Source organism: Streptomyces sp. NPDC058872 (assembly GCF_042743065.1).
Lineage (GTDB): Bacteria > Actinomycetota > Actinomycetes > Streptomycetales > Streptomycetaceae > Streptomyces.
In genome coordinates this window covers 51,118-69,395 of record NZ_JBHYMK010000032.1, presented here as the reverse complement: position 1 = coordinate 69,395, position 18,278 = coordinate 51,118, and the positions used below count along the sequence as shown (strand labels likewise).

Below are 18,278 nucleotides of genomic sequence, written 5' to 3'. Positions count from 1 at the left end.
GGGCTGCGCTCCGGACAGCTTCCGGAGGAGTGGCGAAGTTATTCACAGCTCCCTGCTTATCCACAGTTTTTCGGCAGGGGCGGCACGATTTCCGGAGTGGCCCCACGGTGATTCCTGACGCGAAGTTCGCGGACGGCAGGAATCACGAGAGGGGTGTGTCGTGGAGGCATCCATGACTTCGGGGACCGGGGGGCCGGAGCCCCGGATGCAGGAACCGTGGGGGTCGGGACGGCGAGGAGCGGACCCGTGGGAAGCGGCTGAGCAGGGAGCCGAGCCGTCGGGGCCGGCCGGGTCGCACCGGACGGGGCCGCTGATCCTCACCGAGGACCTCGGCCTGCTCGATGACCTCCTCCGATTGTGTGCCGCGGCAGGAGTACAACCCGAGGTGCACCACCGGATCCCGGAGCGACGGGCGAGTTGGACCGATCCACCGCTCGTGCTGGTCGGGGACGACGTCGCGGCCCGTTGCCGAGGGGTGGCCCGCCGCCCGGGAACCCTCCTCGTCGGTCGTGGGCCGGACGATCCGGAGGCGTGGCGGCGGGCGGTCGAGCTCGGTGCCGAGGGCGTACTGAGGCTCCCGGAGGCGGAGGGGCTCCTCGTCGATCGCCTTGCGGACGCGGCCGAGGGGGTGGACCGGCCGGCGTTGACCGTTGGCGTCATCGGTGGTCGGGGCGGCGCAGGAGCCTCCACCCTGGCCTGCGGGCTCGCGCTGGCTGCCGCGCGGGCCGGGCACCGGACCCTGCTCGTCGATGGCGACCCGTTGGGCGGGGGCCTTGACGTACTGCTCGGCTGTGAGCGTGCCGAGGGCAGGCGGTGGCCCGATTTCGCGGCTTCGAAGGGGCGGCTCGCCAGTAGCGCCCTGGAGGAGTCCCTGCCTTCGGTGCGCGGGGTCCGGATGCTCAGTTGGGGCAGGGACGACTCGACACCGGTGCCTCCCGAAGCCGTGCGCTCCGTGCTCGCCGCCGCGCGGCGCAGGGGAGGGGTCGTCGTCGTCGACCTGCCGCGGGTGGTCGACCCGTCGGCTGCCGAGGCCATGAGTCAGCTCGATCTCGGACTGCTCGTCGTCTCGGGGGAGCTGAGGGCTGTTGCAGCCGCCCAGCGAATGGCATCGGCGATCAGCCCGGTCGTGCGAGACCTGCGGGCCGTCGTCCGTGGGCCGTACGCGGCGGGACTCGACGAGCAGTGGGTCGCCGACGCCCTGCGACTGCCCCTTGCCGGTGAGCTCCCCCATGACCCTGGGGCCATCGCGGACCAGGATGCAGGTCTGCCGCCGGGAACCGAGCCCCAAGGACTCCTCGGCCGGTTCTGCTCCGCTTTCTGGGGCCGCGTTCTCACGCCCGGGGGTGCGGCGTGACCGTAGGCGGGGGCGACTTCCTGAACGCGGGCGGCGCTGGGGGCCTTCTCGATGCCGTGCGGCAGCGGCTTGCGGAGAGCGGAGCCGAACCCACTCCGGCGCGCGTGGCGGCGGCGCTGCGGGCCCAGGGGCGACTGCTCGGCGATGCGGAAGTCCTCGGCACGGTCGAGGAGCTGAGGCGTGAGCTGATCGGCGCCGGTCCGCTAGAACCACTGCTCGCAGACCCGGCGGTCACCGACGTCCTGGTCTCCACACCGGACCAGGTGTGGGTGGACCGGGGTGCCGGCCTCGAACGGGCGCCGGTGTCCTTCACTGATGCCAACGCCGTCCGCCGGCTTGCGCAGAGGCTTGCGGCAGTTGCCGGGCGCAGGCTCGATGACGCCCGTCCCTGGGTCGATGCGAGGCTTCCCGACGGCACCCGGATGCACGCGGTGCTGCCACCGATCGCCGTCGGGTCCACCTGTCTGTCGCTGAGGGTGATGCGCCCGCGTGCCTTCTCCCTGGAGGAGCTGCTCGCGGTGGGCACCGTCCCCCCGGGCGGCGGCACGATCCTGCGAGCCTTGATCGAAGCCCGTGTCTCCTACCTCGTGAGCGGTGGTACCGGCACGGGTAAGACCACCCTCCTCGCCTCCCTCCTCGGGCTCGTGGGGGAGCGGGAGCGGATCGTGATCGCAGAGGACTCGGCTGAGCTGAGGCCCGACCATCCCCACGTGGTGCGCCTGGAGGCGCGACCCGCGAATCAGGAGGGAATCGGACTCGTCACCTTGCGGGACCTGGTCCGACAGGCCTTGCGGATGCGCCCCGACCGTTTGGTGGTCGGCGAAGTCAGGGGCGCCGAGGCGGTGGACCTGCTCGCTGCCCTCAATACGGGGCACGAAGGCGGCTGCGGGACCGTCCATGCCAATACGGCGGCGGACGTGCCGGCGCGGCTCGAAGCCCTGGGCACCGCAGCAGGCATTGACCGGGCCGCCCTGCACAGCCAGTTGGGCGCCGGGTTGTCGGTCGTGCTCCATGTCGTGCGGGGCCGGGAGGGGCGGAGGCGGATCGCTGAGGTCCACGTCCTGGAGCGGGACCGGAACGGTTTGGTTCGGACGGTGCCGGCGCTGAGGTGGGCCGCTCCGGGGTTCGAGCGCGATCAGGGCTGGAACCGACTGGAAGCGTTGATCGGAGGGGATTCGCCGTGATGCTGGAATCGCTGACGGTGTGGGGTGCGGTGAGTGCTCTCGCTGCGTTCTGCACCGTGCTCGCCCTGCGCCGTGAGGTTGAACAACGATGCGGTGCGGGTCGGGCACAGGCATTGCTCTTGGGCGGGGGCTGCACAAGACGCGAAGACAGTGCATGGTCCACGTTCACTGCCCGGTGGCGGTCCGTGCTGATGCGGCGGCGGGCGTGGCTGTGCCTGCCGGCTGCGGGAGCTCTCGCTCTTCTCGGCCGGTCGCCGCTGCCGCTCGTCTTGGGTGCGCTTGCGGTGCCCCTGGTGGAGCGCTGGTCGAGGTCCGCCACCCTCAAGAAGGAGCGGGAAGCGCGGGCTGAGCGGGTAACGGCTCTCTGCGCAGCAGTGGTGGGCGAGTTGAGGGCCGGGAGCCAGCCCGCGCAGGCGCTGTTCTTCGCGGCCCGGGAGACGGGTGCGCTGGGTGACGTCGAGGCGTCGGTGCTTGCGGCAGCCCGGTTCGGCGGGGACGTGCCCGAGGCGCTCCGCCGGGCGAGCCTGCAGGACGGTGCCGATGGACTCGCAGGGGTGGCGGCCTGTTGGCACGTGGCCGTGGACGGAGGCGCGGGTCTCGCCACCGGGCTCGATCGTCTGGAGGTCGGCCTGCGGGACCAGTGCGAGCAGCGCGAGCGCTTGCGTGCCGAACTGGCCGGCGCCTGGGCCACGGTGGTGGTCCTCGCCCTGCTGCCAGTGGGTGGCCTTGCCCTCGGAGCGGCGCTGGGGGTCGATCCGCTGCGAGTGCTGTTGCACACCCCTGCCGGCCTGGGCTGCCTGGTTGTGGGCGGGGTGCTGGAAGCCGTCGGACTTTGGTGGGCAGCGCGGATCGTACGGGGCGGTGAGCGTGCGTGATGCCGGAGGTCTTTCCGACGGCGGGCCTCGCGGTCCTGGTCGTGGCGTTGTGCGTGCGGGGAGCGGTGGAGGCGCGGAGCATCCTGCAGGCGCGTCGGACGCGACGGCGTGCGGGGAGCCTCCTTGCACGACAAGGGCCGTCCGCCCGAAAGGTTCGATTCCTACTGCCTCCATGGATGGGGCTCTGGGCGCCGCCTCTTGCGGGAGCCATTGCCGGCTGGCTGCTGTTTGGCGTGACCGGCGGCCTGTGCGCGGGCGTTCTGACCGTCGGAGCGAAGCGGTGGCTCGCCGGGCGGGCAAAAGGGCAGCACGAGAGCGTGGAAGAGGAGCATCGTCTGCCGCTCGCAGCAGACCTGCTGGCCGCCTGTGTTGCTTCCGGAGCAGGGCCGGCTGCGGCGGCTGGGGCGGTCGGTCGGTCATTGGGCGGGCCACTCGGAGCATGTCTGGCCCGCACGGCTGCCGAGCTGAGACTCGGCGGTGAACCGGCTGAGGTGTGGAGGGGTTTCGCCGCGATACCGGGTGCTGAGGGGTTGGCCCGGTGCTTGGAGCGCGCCGGTTCCTCGGGGGCTCCCGCGGCGGAGGCAATTGCCCGGCACGCGACTGCGCTGCGGGCCGCTCGCGCCCGCTCGGCGGTGGCGCGGGCGCGCCGGGCACAGGTGCTGATCAGTGCGCCCGTGGCGCTCTGCTTCTTGCCCGCCTTCTTGGCGGTTGGGGTGGCCCCGGTGGTGATCGGCCTCATGGCGGGACTGCTCGATGGATGAACACGACGAGAACGAGTACGCGACAGGGCAGGACGGAGAGTTTCGAGATGACGTTCAAGGTACGGCTGAGCAGTTGGTGGCGGGCACGGCAGGCGGCGGCGCGCAGTGACGCGGGGATGACGACGTCCGAGTACGCGGTGGGGACGATCGCTGCGGCAGCGTTCGCTGCGGTGCTCTACAAGATCGTGACGAGCGGAGCCGTCTCGGGAGCGCTGGAGTCGATGATCGGAAAAGCGCTCGATGCGCCGTTCTGACCGGGGGTTCGTGACGGTGGAGGCGGCGATGGTCCTCCCTCTCCTCGCTCTCTTCACGGTCACTCTGCTCTGGGCGCTGGCCGCAGCAACCGTGCAGATCCGCTGTGTGGACGCGGCGCGGGCGGGAGCGAGGGCTGCGGCCCGATCGGAACCGGTGGCGTCTGCCGAGGAAGCCGCCAGGACGGCCGCACCCGAGGGGGCGCGGATCTCGGTGGCACGGGAGGGCGAGCTGTGGCACGTGGTCGTGGAAGCTGCTGCTCCGGGTCCCTGGGGCATGGGCCTGACCGTGCGGGCGGGCGCAGCGGCCCTCGCGGAGGACCTGATCGCCGGGGGAGCGTCATGACGGCTGAGCAGGAACGGGGTGCGCCCCTCGGGGCAAGGCCCGTGGCCAGGAAGGGGAGAGCAACCGTACCCCGGGGCGGAAGAACGTCCGGGGCCAGGACCGGAGCCGGTCTGTGGACTCCGGGCAGAAGCCGGATGCGGTGCCCGTACGGGGTTCGGGGTCGGAGAATCCTTCGGCGGGAAGGTGGGGGAAGGGCCCGACGGATGGTTTGGTCGTCGCTCTGCCGGGTGGGTCGCCGGCCGTTCCTCCGGGAGCTCGGGCGAGCAGCGCGCCGTGCAGATCGTGGGGCGGCGACCGCATGGGCCGTGTTCGCAGCCTGCACCTTGTGCATGGTGTTCGGGGCCGTGCTTGCGCTGGGGCAGGCGGTGGTGGCCAGGCATCGGGCTGGCGGGGCCGCCGACCTGGCGGCTCTCGCAGCCGCGGACCGGGCCCTGTGGGGTGAGGTCGAGGCGTGCGCCGCCGCATCCAGGGTGGCCTCTGCACAGGGCGCTGAGCTGCTGCAGTGCTCGGTACGGGAGGAAGTAGCAGAGGTGACCACGAGGGGCGTCCACGGCCCGTACCGGCCGGAGGTCAGGTCCCGCGCAGGCCCTCCGGTGCTGTTTCTCCCGTCGGCGAGGGCGTCGATGGCGGGGACGTCTCCCCCGTGGCCTCCCGGAGCGGCTCCGGGGCCGCCCTGAGGAGTTCCGCCAGGAGGCGGACGGCGCCGCGCTTGTGGAGCGGGTCGTTGCCGTTGCCGCACTTCGGGGATTGGACGCAGGAGGGGCAGCCCGCCTCGCACTCGCAGGAGGCGATGGCCTCCCGGGTGGCCGTCAACCAGGCACGGGCGGTGTGGAAGGCGCGCTCGGCGAAGCCCGCGCCTCCGGGGTGGCCGTCGTACACGAAGACGGTGGGCAGCAGGGTGTCGGGGTGGAGCGGCACGGAGACGCCGCCGATGTCCCAGCGGTCGCAGGTGGCGAAGAGCGGCAGCATGCCGATGGAGGCGTGTTCAGCGGCGTGCAGGGCGCCGCCGAGGATCTCCGGGGTGATCCGGGCGGCGTCGAGCTGGTCCTCGGTGACCGTCCACCACACGGCCCGGGTGCGCAGGGTACGGGGTGGCAGGTCGAGCTTGGTCTCACCGAGCACCTCGCCGGTGATCAACCGGCGGCGCAGGAAGGAGACGACCTGATGGGTGACCTCGACGGAGCCGTAGCAGAGGCGGCCGGCTCCCCAGGGAACCTCGGTGTCGGTGTCGAGCACGGCGATGGAGGTGGTGTCGCGGGCGGTGGTGGAGTACGGCGGGACGGCCTCTTCGACGAGGGCCACGGAGTCCTTGAGGTCGAGCTCCCGGACCAGATAGGTGCGGCCCTGGTGGAGGTGGACGGCGCCCTCGTGGACGGTGGTGTGGGAGGCGGCCTCGTCGACGGTGCCGAGGAGACGGCCGGTGCCTGCCTCCACGATGCGGACGGGGTTGCCGCCGCCGCCCCTGATGTGGGTGAGGTCGGCGGCCCGCTCGCGCCGGGTCCAGTACCAGCCGGTGGCGCGGCGGCGCAGCAGGCCGGCGCCTTCGAGCTGCGGCAGCAGGTCCGGTGCGGCCGGGCCGAAGAGGGCCAGGTCCGGCTCGGTCAGCGGGAGCTCCGCGGCCGCTGCGCACAGATGGGGGGCGAGGACGTACGGGTTGTCGGGGTCCAGGACGGTCGTCTCGACCGGCTGCTCGAAGATCGCTTCTGGATGGTGCACCAGGAAGGTGTCCAGCGGGTCGTCCCGGGCGACCAGGATCGCGAGGGCGCCCTCGCCCGAGCGGCCGGCGCGGCCCGCCTGCTGCCACAGGGAGGCACGGGTGCCGGGGTAGCCCGCGATCACGACGGCGTCCAGGCCGGAGACGTCCACGCCCAGTTCCAGGGCGGTCGTGGCAGCCAGGCCGAGGAGTTCGCCCGAGTGGAGAGCCCGCTCCAGGGCGCGCCGCTCCTCGGGTAGGTAACCACCCCGGTAGGCGGCGACGCGCCGGGCCAGGACACGGTCGGTCTCGGCCAGTCGCTGCTGGGCGATCACCGAGATCAGTTCGGCGCCGCGCCGGGACCGGACGAAGGCGACCGAGCGGACGCCCTGGCGGGTCAGGTCGGTGAGGAGGTCGGCGGTCTCGGCGGTGGCGGTGCGGCGCACGGGTGCACCGCGCTCACCGTGCAGCTCGGTCAGCGGCGGCTCCCACAGTGCGAAGACCAGTTCGCCGCGCGGGGAGGCGTCGTCGGACACCTCGGCGACCGGGAGGCCGGTGAGGCGGCCGGCGGCCCGGGCGGGCTCGGCCGCGGTGGCAGAGGCGAGGAGGAAGACCGGGTCGGAACCGTACCGGGCGCAGATCCGTCGCAGGCGGCGCAGCACCTGGGCGACGTGGGAGCCGAATACTCCCCGGTAGGTGTGGCACTCGTCGATCACGACGTAGCGCAGGGAGCGCAGGAAGGAGGACCACCTGGGGTGGGAGGGGAGCACGCTCCGGTGAAGCATGTCGGGATTGGTCAGGATGTAGTTCGCATACTGGCGGACCCACTCGCGCTCTTCGACCGGCGTGTCCCCGTCGTAGACGGCGGGGCGGATCCGATTCCCGAGCGGGGCGGCCAGTGCGCGCACGGCGCGTCGCTGGTCAGCTGCGAGGGCTTTGGTGGGTGCGAGGTAGAGGGCGGTGGCACCGCGGCCGTTCGCTGCCTCTGAGCCGTCCAGGAGGGTGCTGAGGACCGGGGCGAGGTAGGCGAGTGACTTGCCCGAGGCGGTGCCGGTGGCGATCACCACGGACTTGCCGTCCAGGGCGTGCTCGGCGGCCTCGGCCTGGTGAGCCCAGGGGTGCTCGATGCCGGCCTCCTGGATCGCCGCGATCACTTCCGGGCGGATGCGGTGCGGCCAGACGGCATGACGGCCTTCTCGGGCGGGCATGTGCTCCGTATGAGTGATGCGCGCGGACCGGCTCTCGCCCGAGGAGAGCCGGTCGAGGACCGTGCCGGGAGAAGGGCGACTGCCCGTTTCCCCGGCCGGGCGACGGGGCTGGTGATTCTTGGCCATCGGCATCGAGTGTGTCACTGCCATGACGGACAATGCTTCTAAGGCGTCGTGCATGGTTGCTGGTAAATGATTGAATGCCATCGCGGCTGGCGTTCCGTTCCTCGGCTCCGCCCCGGAGACCCGAGAGAACGATCGCTCGATAGCAAGGTGCTGGAGGATCCGTGGACCTGTCCCTGTCGACTCGCAATGTGTCCGGCGCTGGTGGTGACCGTACGGTCGTCGAGGTCGGTGGCGAGATTGATGTGTATACCGCGCCCAAGCTGCGCGAGCAGTTGGTTGAGTTGGTGAACGACGGCAGCTATCACCTGGTCGTCGACATGGAGGGCGTGGACTTTCTCGACTCCACCGGCCTCGGTGTGCTCGTCGGCGGCCTGAAGCGCGTGCGTGCCCATGAGGGCTCGTTGCGCCTGGTCTGCAACCAGGAGCGCATTCTGAAGATTTTCCGGATCACGGGTCTCACCAAGGTGTTCCCGATCCACACCTCGGTCGACGAGGCCGTCAACGCCGTCGACTGAGCCCAGGGGGTTCGTATGGCCACCGTTGAACTCCGTTTCACCGCCCAGCCCGAGCACGTCCGCACGGCCCGCCTGGTGGCAGCCGCGGTCGCGCGCCGGGCTGGCGTGGACGAGGCGGTCCTCGACGAGGTGCGTCTCGCTGTGGGTGAGGCCTGTTCCCGTGCGGTCGGGCTGCACCGCAGCAATGACGTCATGACCCCCATCCGGGTCGTTCTGACCGAGGAGGAGAAGACGTTCTCCATCGAGGTCGGTGACGAAGTGCCGGGTGCGGGGGTCGCGGCGGCCGATGCCGCCGGTGTCCCCGGTGCCCGGGCCGCGGCCCCGGCCGAGGACTTCGACGACGCTGACGGCGAGGACGAGATGGGGCTCGCGGTGATCCGCGGGCTGGTCGACGACGTCGAAGTCAGCGCTGGTGAGGACGGCGGCACGATCCGGATGAGTTGGCCGGTGAGTTCGGCGGACGTCCTGTCCTGACCCGTTCGCGTACACGTACGTGGAGCACCAGAAGGGGTCCCGCAGCCGCGGGGCCCCTTCTGCGTGCCCGGCTCCCGGGCTCGACTGCGTCCGCGTCGGGCCCGCTCGTCCTGCCTGTCCTGCCTGTACCGCCTGTCCTGCCTGTCCTGCCGGTCCTGCCCGTGCGCCTTCCGCGTCTCCGTGCGTCCGGGCGAGGTCGACACACCGGTGCAGGTCGGTTGGTGCATCCGCGTGGCAGCCGTCCGTCATCCCCGTTTGTTACGGTTCGCCTCCCTATGATCCGTTTCCATGGACCCCACTTCCCTCGCCGCGGCGGTGCTCACGAGCGGGAACCGGACGATCGTGGTCGTCGTCGCGGTCGTCGCCCTGGCCGCGCTGGTCGTCGCACGGATCCTCGTCCGCCAGGTCCTCGCGGCCGGTGAGGGCACCGAGAGGATGAAGGAGATCGCCGCCGCCGTGCAGGAGGGGGCCAACGCCTACCTCGCGCGGCAGCTGCGGACCCTGGCCGTCTTCGCCGCGGCCGTGTTCTTCCTGTTGATGCTGCTCCCGGCGGACAACTGGTCGCAGCGTGCGGGACGTTCCCTGTTCTTCCTGGTCGGCGCGCTCTTCTCGGCGGTCACCGGATACATCGGCATGCGGCTCGCCGTACGGACCAACGTGCGGGTCGCCGCCGCGGCCAGGGAGGCCACTCCGGCACCCGGCGAACCCGAGAAGGACCCCAGCGAGGTCGCGCACCGGGCCATGCGGATCGCGTTCCGCACGGGCGGGGTCGTCGGCATGTGCACCGTCGGCCTCGGACTGCTCGGGGTCGCCTGCGTGGTCCTCGTCTACGCGGCCGATGCGCCCAAGGTGCTGGAAGGCTTCGGATTGGGCGCCGCGCTCATCGCCATGTTCATGCGCGTGGGCGGCGGCATCTTCACCAAGGCCGCCGACGTCGGTGCCGACCTGGTCGGCAAGGTCGAGCAGGGCATCCCCGAGGACGACCCGCGCAACGCCGCCACCATTGCCGACAACGTGGGCGACAACGTGGGTGACTGCGCCGGCATGGCGGCCGACCTCTTCGAGTCGTACGCCGTGACCCTGGTCGCCGCGCTCATCCTCGGCAAGGCGGCGTTCGGGGACCACGGCCTCGCGTTCCCCCTGATCGTTCCGGCGATCGGCGTGGTCACCGCCGTGATCGGCATCCTGACGGTTGCCCCGCGGCGCGCCGACCGGGGCGGAATGAGCGCGATCAACCGCGGCTTCCTCGTTTCGGCGGTCATCTCGCTGGCGCTCGTCGCGATCGCCGCCTTCGCCTACTTGCCGTCCTCGTACGCCGACCTGGAGGGCGTCACCGAGCCGGGCATCCGCGACCACGGCGGTGATCCTCGGGTCCTCGCCCTGGTCGCGGTCGCGCTCGGCATCGTCCTGGCAGCGCTCATCCAGCAGCTCACCGGCTACTTCACCGAGACGAACCGGCGACCGGTCCGGGACATCGGGAAGTCCTCGTTGACCGGCCCCGCGACGGTCGTCCTCGCGGGCGTGGCGCTCGGTCTGGAATCCGCCGTCTACACGGCCCTGTTGATCGGCCTGACCGTCTACGGGGCGTTCCTCTTGGGGGGCGCCTCGATCATGCTGGCGCTGTTCGCGGTGGCCCTCGCCGGCACGGGGCTGCTCACCACGGTCGGCGTGATCGTCGCCATGGACACGTTCGGCCCGGTTGCCGACAACGCCCAGGGCATCGCGGAGATGTCCGGGGACGTCACGGGGGCCGGCGCACAGGTCCTCACCGATCTCGACGCCGTCGGCAACACCACGAAGGCCATCACCAAGGGCATCGCCATCGCCACCGCCGTCCTGGCGGCTTCGGCGCTCTTCGGCTCGTACCGGGACGCGATCGCGACCTCGGTCGCCGATGTCGGCGAGTTCGGCGGTTTCGACGGCTTCGGGGAACTCGGGGTGAAGACCGGTGAACTGACGCTCTCCATGGACATCTCGCAGCCCAACAACCTGTTCGGCCTGATCCTCGGTGCGGCGGTGGTGTTCCTGTTCTCCGGTCTCGCGATCAACGCGGTGTCCCGCTCGGCCGGATCCGTCGTCTACGAGGTGCGACGGCAGTTCCGTGAGCACCCCGGGATCATGGGCTTCACCGAGAAGCCGGAGTACGGGCGGGTCGTTGACATCTGCACCAAGGACGCACTGCGCGAGCTCGCCACCCCGGGGCTCCTCGCCGTGATGGCTCCGATCGCCGTCGGCTTCGCGCTCGGCGTCGGGGCCCTCGGGGCGTACCTCGCCGGGGCGATCGGCACGGGGGCGCTGATGGCGGTCTTCCTCGCCAACTCGGGTGGTGCGTGGGACAACGCGAAGAAATTGGTCGAGGACGGAAACCACGGCGGCAAGGGCAGCGAGGCCCACGAAGCGACCGTGATCGGGGACACGGTCGGGGATCCGTTCAAGGACACGGCAGGTCCGGCGATCAACCCGCTGCTGAAGGTGATGAACCTGGTGGCGCTGCTGATCGCGCCGGCGATCGTGCGCTTCAGCTACGGCGGTGACGCGAGTGCCGGAGTGCGGGCGGCGGTCGCGGTGATTGCGCTCCTCGTCGTCATCGGTGCCGTTCGGGCCTCCAAGAGGCGTTCGGTGGAAGTGTCCTGAGGCGACGTCGTCCGTCAAGTCGGTCCGGGGCGGAGGTCGGTCCGGGCCGCTCGTGTCGTCGTCCGTACGTGGCGTCCGTCTCATTCCCGCGTGTTCCCAGCGTGTTCGAGAGAGGTGTCCCTTGGTTCAAAAGGCTTCAATATGGGAGGAATCCGTCGCACGAAAGGTGGAAGTAGCCCGTTCGGCGTGTATGTTCCGGGGCCGAGAGCCTTCGAAGGGACCGATCCGTTGAACAAGAAGCTTGCGGCCGCACTGTCCGGCGGCGCGGTACTGGTGCTCGCGCTGTCCGGTTGCAGCGACGACGAGGGCGACAAGGTGGGTGACTGGGCGAAGACCTTCTGCGACCAGGCGAAGCCCCAGATCCAGAAGCGGGCCGACGCCCACCAGATCATCATCTCGACGGCAGCCGACAGCAAGCCTGCCGAGATCCAGGCCGCCGATTCGAAGGCGTTCCAGGACATCGCCAATGCCGACCGGGCCCTCGCGAAAGCCGTCGAGGCCGCCGGGGCCCCGCCCGTCGAGAACGGCGAGAAGGTCCAGCAGGACGCGATCAAGGAACTCAATGCCACCGCCCTCGCCTACGAGGGGTTGAAGAAGCAGGTCGACGCACTGGACCCGACGAACCAGCAGAAGTTCGCGGACGGCCTCCAGGGCGTTGCCGACGGCCTGAGCAAGATCGAGAAGATGGACCAGAACGCCCTGTCCAAGCTGGAGGAGGGCGAGCTCGGCCAGGCGATGGCCAAGCAGCCCGGTTGCCAGAAGCCCACCGCCTCGGTTCCGCCGAAGACGTCCGCCTCCCCGAAGGCCGGCTCGACCGCCGATGCGGACCCCGATGCCGCGGAGCAGACGCAGAAGGCGACGACCCAGCCGTCGACCGCGAAGCCCTCGGCGAGCAAGGACACAGAGGAGTAGGAACCGGACCGACCGGCCGGGCGTCGTCCCGGCACGGGGCACCGGTCGCCCGCCGCGGTCCGGCCCGTCCCCGCCGTCCTCGTCCCCGTTCGGCCGGCGGTCCGACCGGTCCGACCGGCGGTCCGACCGGTTCGGGAAGGGCGCCGGACCGGTTCGGGAAAGGGCGCCGGACCGGTTCGGTGGGGCGATCGGACAGCCGTCGCCGGGTCGGCCGCCCCGATGTCGGTGGCGGCCGTCACAATGGAGCGGTGAGTACGACCAGCCTGCCCCCCCGCCTCCCGGTGCCCACGCACGCCGCCCGTCTGCGCGAGGCCCTGCTCGCCGCCGACTTCACCGCGGACGGACTGCTCGACCTGCTCGGCGCCCCGGCCTACGCGGCGCTTGCCCGCAGCGAGACCGTGCCCGCCCTGCGCGCCACCCGCGGCGACTCCCCGCTGGCGACGCTCGTCCGGCTCTTCCTGCTCCAGGAGCCGGTCGCGGACGACCGGGCCGCCGCCGTGCTTCCCCTGGACGAGGCCCTCGCCGACGGCTGGGTGGTCCGTGCGGACGGCGCGGTGTCCGCCACCGTCGACGTCCGGCCGTACGGCGGGCCGGACGGTGAGGACTGGTTCATCGTCTCCGACCTGGGCTGTGCCGTCGGTGGCGCCGGTGGCATCGGCACGAAGGACGAGGGCGTCGTCCTCGGTGTCGGTGGAGCCTCCACCACGCTCGCCGGCATCACGGTCCGCACACCGGTCCCCTCCGCGCTCGACCTCGGAACCGGTTCCGGCATCCAGGCGCTGCACGCCGCCCAGCACGCCACCCTGGTCACCGCCACCGACCTCAATCCCCGCGCCCTGGAGTTCACCCGGCTCACCCTGGCCCTCTCCGGGGCCCGGGAGGCCGAGCTGTTGACGGGCTCGCTCTTCGAGCCCGTTCGGGGCGCCACCTACGACCTGATCGTTTCCAATCCGCCGTTCGTGATCTCCCCCGGCGCCGGGTTGACCTACCGGGACGGCGGGATGAGCGGCGACGACCTGTGCCGCACGCTCGTGCAGCAGGCCGGGGAGCGGCTCAACGACGGCGGTTACGCCCAGTTCCTCGCCAACTGGCAGCACGTCGAGGGAGAAGAGTGGCAGGACCGGCTGCGCTCCTGGGTGCCGCGCGGCTGTGACGCCTGGATCGTGCAGCGCGAGGTCCAGGACGTCACCCAGTACGCGGAGCTCTGGCTGCGGGACAGTGGCGACCACCGGGGGGACCCGGAGGCCTACCGGGCGGCGTACGACCGCTGGCTCGACTCCTTCGAGGCGAGCAAGACCCGTGCCATCGGTTTCGGCTGGATCACGATCCGGCGGAGCGAGGCGGTGGCCTCCGGTGCGGTCGAGCCCTCGATCCTCATCGAGGAGTGGCCGCACCCGGTCGAGCAGCCCCTCGGCCCCGCCGTCCGCGCCCACTTCGAGCGCCAGGACTATCTGCGCGACCACGATGACGCCGCGCTGCTCGCCGACCGGTTCGTGCTCGCTCCCGAGGTGGTGCAGGAGCAAGTGGGACTGCCGGGTGCCGAGGATCCCGAGCACGTGGTGCTCCGGCAGAACCGGGGCATGCGCCGCGCCACCAAGGTCGACCACGTGGGCGCCGGGTTCGCCGGGGTGTGCGACGGCACGCTCAGCGCGGGCCGCATCCTGGACGCGATCGGTCAGTTGACGGGCGAGGACCCGGTCATGTTGCGGGACCGCACGCCCCAGGCGATCCGACTGCTCGTCGAGGAGGGCTTCCTGGTTCCCGTCGGCGGGGAGGAGCACGCCGCTTGATACGGATCGAGCTGAACGAGGCTTCGCTCGGGGCCACCCGGATCGCGATCAGCCCGCTGCGCGACGCGTTCTGCGCGATGCACCTCGCGCTGCCGCACCGCCACCCGTCCTGGCCCTACCAGGGATGGCTGGGACGGGCGCGCGAAGTGTGGCGCGAGGACGATCGACTCCGCCCGCTCTGGGACCTGTTCACCCAAGGGCCGACGGACGTCTCCGATTTCCTGCTGCCCCGGCCGTTCGGCACGGTCCACGTCCGCGAGGAGCTCGCCGCGCTGCGGGACACCGACCCGGAGTTCGTCCGCGCCCAAGTGGCGGTCTGCTACCCCGGCATGGCCGACGCCCCTTTCGTGCGGCCGTACCTGAAGGACCCGGAGGCGGCCTGCGCGGCGCTCGCCGACGCGTACGAGGCCTACTGGGAGGGGGCGGTCGAGCCGTACTGGCCGACGATGCGGCGACTGGTCGAGGACGAAGTGCTGGTCCGGGCCAGGACGTTCGCGACCGAGGGCGTCGACGCGCTGTTCGCCGGCCTGGAGACGCGGGGCCGCTGGAATCCTCCGGTCCTCGAACTGACCAAGCACATCGACGCGGAGTACGCGCCGGGGGAGCGCCGACTCGTCCTGGTGCCGCTGATCTTCGCGGAGGGCTGCCGGTTGTACTCGACGGACGACCCCGAGGTGTTCGCGCTCAGTTTCCAGGCCCGGGGCGCCGCCGCACTGCGCGAACCGCCCGAACCCGTCGCCGAGGACCGGCTCGGACTCATGCTCGGCCGGGGCAGGGCCGCGGTGCTGCGGGAACTGGGCGGGCCCCTGACCACGGCCGGACTCGCCGACCGCCTCGGGCTCGCGCCCAGCACGGTCTCCGAGCACTTGTCGGTGCTCGCGGAGGCCGGGGTGGTCACCCGTCACCGCGTCGGGCGTTCCGTCTACTACCAGTTGACGGACACCGGCCGTTCCCTGCTCGCGCTCCTCGCGGGGGAGGGCGTTCTCACGGCCGTCGCCTGAGGGCGGGCCGCGGGCCGCGGGCCGCGGGGCCGGTGGGGGCCGGGGTCGGGGACGGCCTCGCAGCCGATGATTCGGGCGCGCCCGAATCGATGGTCCGGTCCTCCCACCCGCTCCTACCGTCCGGTGCATGCTCGCAATCGAGGCGGACGCACTGCGCCGCACCTTCACCAGCAGGACCGGATGGCCACGGCCCCGTCGCACCGAGACCGAGGCCGTGCGCGGGGTCACCTTCGAGGTGGCGCCGGGGGAACTGTTCGGCCTGCTCGGACCCAATGGCGCCGGGAAGACCACCACCATCAAGATGCTCAACACCCTGCTCCTGCCGACCTCCGGCACGGCCCGGGTGTTCGGCCACGACGTGGCCCACGACCCCGTCGCGGTGCGTCGCAGGATCGGCTACGTCTTCGGCGGCGACCGGGGCCTGTACGACCGGCTTTCCGCGCTCGACAACCTCCGCTACTTCGCCGAGCTCCACGGCGTCCCCGCCCGTGGTCAGAAGCGCCGCATCGACGAACTCCTCGACCTGGTCGGCCTCGCGGGCCGGGAGCGGGAACGCGTCGAGGGGTATTCGCGCGGCATGCGACAGCGCCTCCACATCGCCCGCGGCCTGCTCCACCGCCCCGACGTCCTCTTCCTCGACGAGCCGTCCATCGGGGTCGACCCGGTTGCCGCCCGCGATCTGCGCCGTACGGTCGCCGACCTGGCCGGCACCGGCACCACCGTCCTGCTCACCACGCACTACATGGCCGAGGCCGACGAGCTCTGCGGCCGGATCGCGGTGATCGCGGGCGGTCGGATCCGTGCCCTCGGGACCCCCGACGTCCTCAAGGGGCGGGTACGGGGGCGGGACGTGCTGGAGGTCGAGGCGTACGGCGTCGACGAGGCGCGGCTCGACCGGCTGCGCCAGGTCCCCGGAGTGCGGGGGGTGTCCGTGGAGGACCGCGGCGCCCTGCAGACCGTGGCCGTGCAGACCGGGCGTGGCGCCTCCGAACTGCACGGACCCGTCCTGGCCGCGCTCGACGGCGTACGGATCGGCAGGGTCACCAGTCGCGAACCGTCCCTGGAGGACGCCTACATCGCGATCGTGGAGGAGGCGGTGCGGCAGGAGGCGACGACCGAGGGTGCGGAGGGCACCGCAGGAAGGGGCCCGGGCGGGGAGGGGGCCTTCCGCCCGCCCGAGGGCGGCACCGCGGACCTGACCGGGGGCGTGATCGCGGACCCGTCCGAGGGCGTGACCGAGGAGGCGTCCGCATGAGGCGCCTGCCACGGCTGCTCCTCGTCGGGATGCGCATCCACGTCTCCTCCATGTCGCGCTCCCCGATCGAGATCACCTTCGCCGTCCTCGTGCCGCTCGTCCACGCCACCCTCGCCGTCTACCTGTTCCGCGCCGCCGGCGATCCCGACCGGCTGCTCACCGCCTCCGTCGGAGCCGGGCTGATGGGCATCTGGGGCTCCGTGCTCTTCGGCTCGGGCGGTGCCGTGCAGAACCAGCGCTGGCTGGGCACGTTGGAGACCCTCGTCGTGGCGCCGACGCCGCTCGCCCTCGTGCTGCTCCCGATCACCCTCGCGACCGCCGTCATCGGCACGTACGCGATGGGTGCCACGATCCTCTGGGGCGTCCTGCTCTTCGACGTGCCCCTCGACTTCGCGCACCCGCTGCTCTTCCTGCTCGCCGTTCCGGTGTGCGTCCTGGTCCTGGGGATGACGGGGCTGCTGCTCGCCGCCACCTTCGTCCTGCTGCGCAACGCCAATGCCCTCGCCAACCCGCTCGACACCCCCGTCTGGCTGCTGTCCGGACTGCTCGTGCCGATCACCGTGCTGCCCGCCTGGACCCGTCCGATCTCCTGGGCGTTGCCCACGACCTGGGGAGCGCGGGCCGTGCACGCGGCGACCTCCGGCGGGGACGTGGTCACGCCGCTGCTCACCGCCGCTGTGCTCGGGACCGGATGCGCCCTCGTCGCCGTCCTCGTCCTCGGGCGCGTGGAGCGCCGGGCCCGTGCCGCCGCCACCCTCGCCCTCACCTGAAAGGTCAGCAGTCATGTTCCGTTTCCTTGCCACGGCCAGGCTCGTGATCGTCGGCGGGGCGATTTCCTACCGGGCGCTCTTCAACTGGGCCACTCCTCCGATGTTCATCGGAACGCTGCTGGTCGGACCGCTCCTCCAGGTTTTCTTCTTCGTCTTCCTGGGCAGGGAACTGGGTGTCGCCGACGATCGTTTCCACCTCGTGGGCCATGCCGTCCTCGCAGCCTCCGCCTCCTGCGTGTACGGCGGCACGATGGCCGTCGCCAACGAGCGTCGGTACGGCACCCTCGGGGCCGTTCTGCTCTCGCCGCGGCGCCGGGTCCCGTTGTGGCTCGGACGTGCCGTCCCGTACGTCCTCAACGGACTGTTCGTCAGCGCCTTCGTGCTCACCGCCGCCGTACTCCTGCTGGGCTTGCCCGTGCCTGCCGGGTCAGTGCCCGCACTGGGGCTGGTGCTCCTCGTCGCTGCGGGGGGCTGTTCCGCCTTCGGGCTCGCGCTCGGGGCGCTCGGGCTGCGCTTCCGCGATGTGTTCCTGGTGTCGAACGTGGCCAGCTCGGGGCTGCTGCTCCTGACCGGTGCCGCCGTGCCCCGGGAGACGCTGCCGGAGTGGATGCGGAACGTCGGGGAGCTACTGCCGCTCACCCACGCGGCGGACGCGGCACGCGCGCTGACCGGGGGCGATGCCCTGGACGGGCGTCTTCTCGGTGCCGAGCTTGCGGTCGGCGTCGGATGGGGGCTGCTCGCCGTCGTGCTCCTCGCCGTCTTCGAGCGGGGCAGTCGGCGCCGGGCCACGCTCGACGTCATGTGACACACGCCTCCCTCCGTCGCCGGCCACTGCCGAGCATCGGGACCGGTACGGAGCATCGGGACCGGTACGGAGCATCGGGACCGGTACGGAGCGGAAGGAACCGCACAAAGGTTTTCACCCGAAAAGGAGGGAAACACCCCTTGGGTGACGTTTCGCGTGATGCCCGCGGTGCGGTGGCACCACCGGCGGAGGGCGGCAGGGCGGCAGGGCAGGAGGGCGGGAGGAAGGGGGTGGGGAAGGCCACTTGCCAGCGGATCACTACCGGCCATCTTCGTGAAACCGCAGAGGTCGGCCCGCGCCGTTCACCCGGAATTCGTGCCCCCG

General features: G+C 71.6%; 17 protein-coding genes. 16 read left to right on the top strand and 1 reads right to left on the bottom strand.

Annotated features, from left to right (window positions below):
- Positions 1-205: 205 nt before the first annotated feature.
- The 7 genes from ssd to ACFW22_RS21125 are packed head-to-tail and all read left to right on the top strand — an operon-like array spanning position 206 to position 5,448.
- Entirely contained in the window at positions 206-1,354 is a 1,149-nt protein-coding gene (ssd, locus tag ACFW22_RS21155; RefSeq protein ID WP_386406800.1) for a septum site-determining protein Ssd, read from the top strand.
- The gene (locus ACFW22_RS21150) at positions 1,351-2,538 is read left to right on the top strand and encodes a TadA family conjugal transfer-associated ATPase (RefSeq protein ID WP_386406797.1); all 1,188 of its coding nucleotides are present in this window, start codon (positions 1,351-1,353) and stop codon (positions 2,536-2,538) included. The genes ssd and ACFW22_RS21150 overlap by 4 nt, the downstream gene beginning before the upstream one ends.
- Positions 2,538-3,413 (top strand): type II secretion system F family protein, encoded by an 876-nt coding sequence (locus ACFW22_RS21145; protein WP_386406845.1) that lies wholly within the window; start codon positions 2,538-2,540, stop codon positions 3,411-3,413. The genes ACFW22_RS21150 and ACFW22_RS21145 overlap by 1 nt, the downstream gene beginning before the upstream one ends.
- Entirely contained in the window at positions 3,413-4,174 is a 762-nt protein-coding gene (locus ACFW22_RS21140; protein WP_386406842.1) for a type II secretion system F family protein, read from the top strand. The genes ACFW22_RS21145 and ACFW22_RS21140 overlap by 1 nt, the downstream gene beginning before the upstream one ends.
- 47 nt (positions 4,175-4,221) lie before the next feature.
- Entirely contained in the window at positions 4,222-4,428 is a 207-nt protein-coding gene (locus ACFW22_RS21135) for a DUF4244 domain-containing protein (RefSeq protein ID WP_386406794.1), read from the top strand.
- Between the two features lie 28 nt (positions 4,429-4,456).
- Positions 4,457-4,771, top strand: a complete 315-nt coding sequence (locus ACFW22_RS21130) for a TadE family type IV pilus minor pilin (RefSeq protein ID WP_386406791.1) — start codon at positions 4,457-4,459, stop codon at positions 4,769-4,771.
- On the top strand, positions 4,768-5,448 hold the full coding sequence (locus tag ACFW22_RS21125) for an Rv3654c family TadE-like protein (RefSeq protein ID WP_386406788.1): 681 nt from the start codon (positions 4,768-4,770) through the stop codon (positions 5,446-5,448). Before ACFW22_RS21130 ends, ACFW22_RS21125 begins: the two co-directional genes overlap by 4 nt.
- On the opposite strand, the gene ACFW22_RS21120 is transcribed toward ACFW22_RS21125, so the two are convergent.
- On the bottom strand, positions 5,342-7,879 hold the full coding sequence (locus tag ACFW22_RS21120; protein WP_386406785.1) for a DEAD/DEAH box helicase: 2,538 nt from the start codon (positions 7,877-7,879) through the stop codon (positions 5,342-5,344). The two genes, ACFW22_RS21125 and ACFW22_RS21120, sit on opposite strands and share 107 nt — an antisense overlap.
- Positions 7,880-7,959: 80 nt before the next feature.
- Here ACFW22_RS21120 and ACFW22_RS21115 point away from each other — a divergent pair, with 80 nt between their 5' ends.
- From ACFW22_RS21115 to ACFW22_RS21075, 9 genes are all read left to right on the top strand, one after another.
- Positions 7,960-8,313, top strand: a complete 354-nt coding sequence (locus ACFW22_RS21115; protein WP_015034520.1) for an STAS domain-containing protein — start codon at positions 7,960-7,962, stop codon at positions 8,311-8,313.
- A gap of 15 nt (positions 8,314-8,328) precedes the next feature.
- Entirely contained in the window at positions 8,329-8,787 is a 459-nt protein-coding gene (locus ACFW22_RS21110) for an ATP-binding protein (RefSeq protein WP_384874453.1), read from the top strand.
- Between the two features lie 288 nt (positions 8,788-9,075).
- Positions 9,076-11,421: a sodium-translocating pyrophosphatase gene (locus ACFW22_RS21105; RefSeq protein WP_386406781.1), complete on the top strand. Its 2,346-nt coding sequence runs from the start codon at positions 9,076-9,078 to the stop codon at positions 11,419-11,421.
- A gap of 228 nt (positions 11,422-11,649) precedes the next feature.
- On the top strand, positions 11,650-12,333 hold the full coding sequence (locus tag ACFW22_RS21100) for a small secreted protein (protein ID WP_386406778.1): 684 nt from the start codon (positions 11,650-11,652) through the stop codon (positions 12,331-12,333).
- 248 nt (positions 12,334-12,581) lie between these two features.
- Positions 12,582-14,123 (top strand): methyltransferase, encoded by a 1,542-nt coding sequence (locus ACFW22_RS21095; protein ID WP_386406775.1) that lies wholly within the window; start codon positions 12,582-12,584, stop codon positions 14,121-14,123.
- Entirely contained in the window at positions 14,120-15,124 is a 1,005-nt protein-coding gene (locus tag ACFW22_RS21090; RefSeq protein WP_386406772.1) for an ArsR/SmtB family transcription factor, read from the top strand. The genes ACFW22_RS21095 and ACFW22_RS21090 overlap by 4 nt, the downstream gene beginning before the upstream one ends.
- A gap of 127 nt (positions 15,125-15,251) precedes the next feature.
- Complete coding sequence (locus tag ACFW22_RS21085; protein ID WP_386406769.1) at positions 15,252-16,379, top strand: ATP-binding cassette domain-containing protein; 1,128 nt, start codon at positions 15,252-15,254, stop codon at positions 16,377-16,379.
- The gene (locus tag ACFW22_RS21080) at positions 16,376-17,149 is read left to right on the top strand and encodes an ABC transporter permease (RefSeq protein ID WP_386406766.1); all 774 of its coding nucleotides are present in this window, start codon (positions 16,376-16,378) and stop codon (positions 17,147-17,149) included. Before ACFW22_RS21085 ends, ACFW22_RS21080 begins: the two co-directional genes overlap by 4 nt.
- A gap of 13 nt (positions 17,150-17,162) precedes the next feature.
- A complete protein-coding gene (locus ACFW22_RS21075; RefSeq protein WP_386406763.1) occupies positions 17,163-17,954 on the top strand; it encodes an ABC transporter permease in 792 nt (263 codons plus the stop codon).
- Positions 17,955-18,278 lie beyond the last annotated feature (324 nt).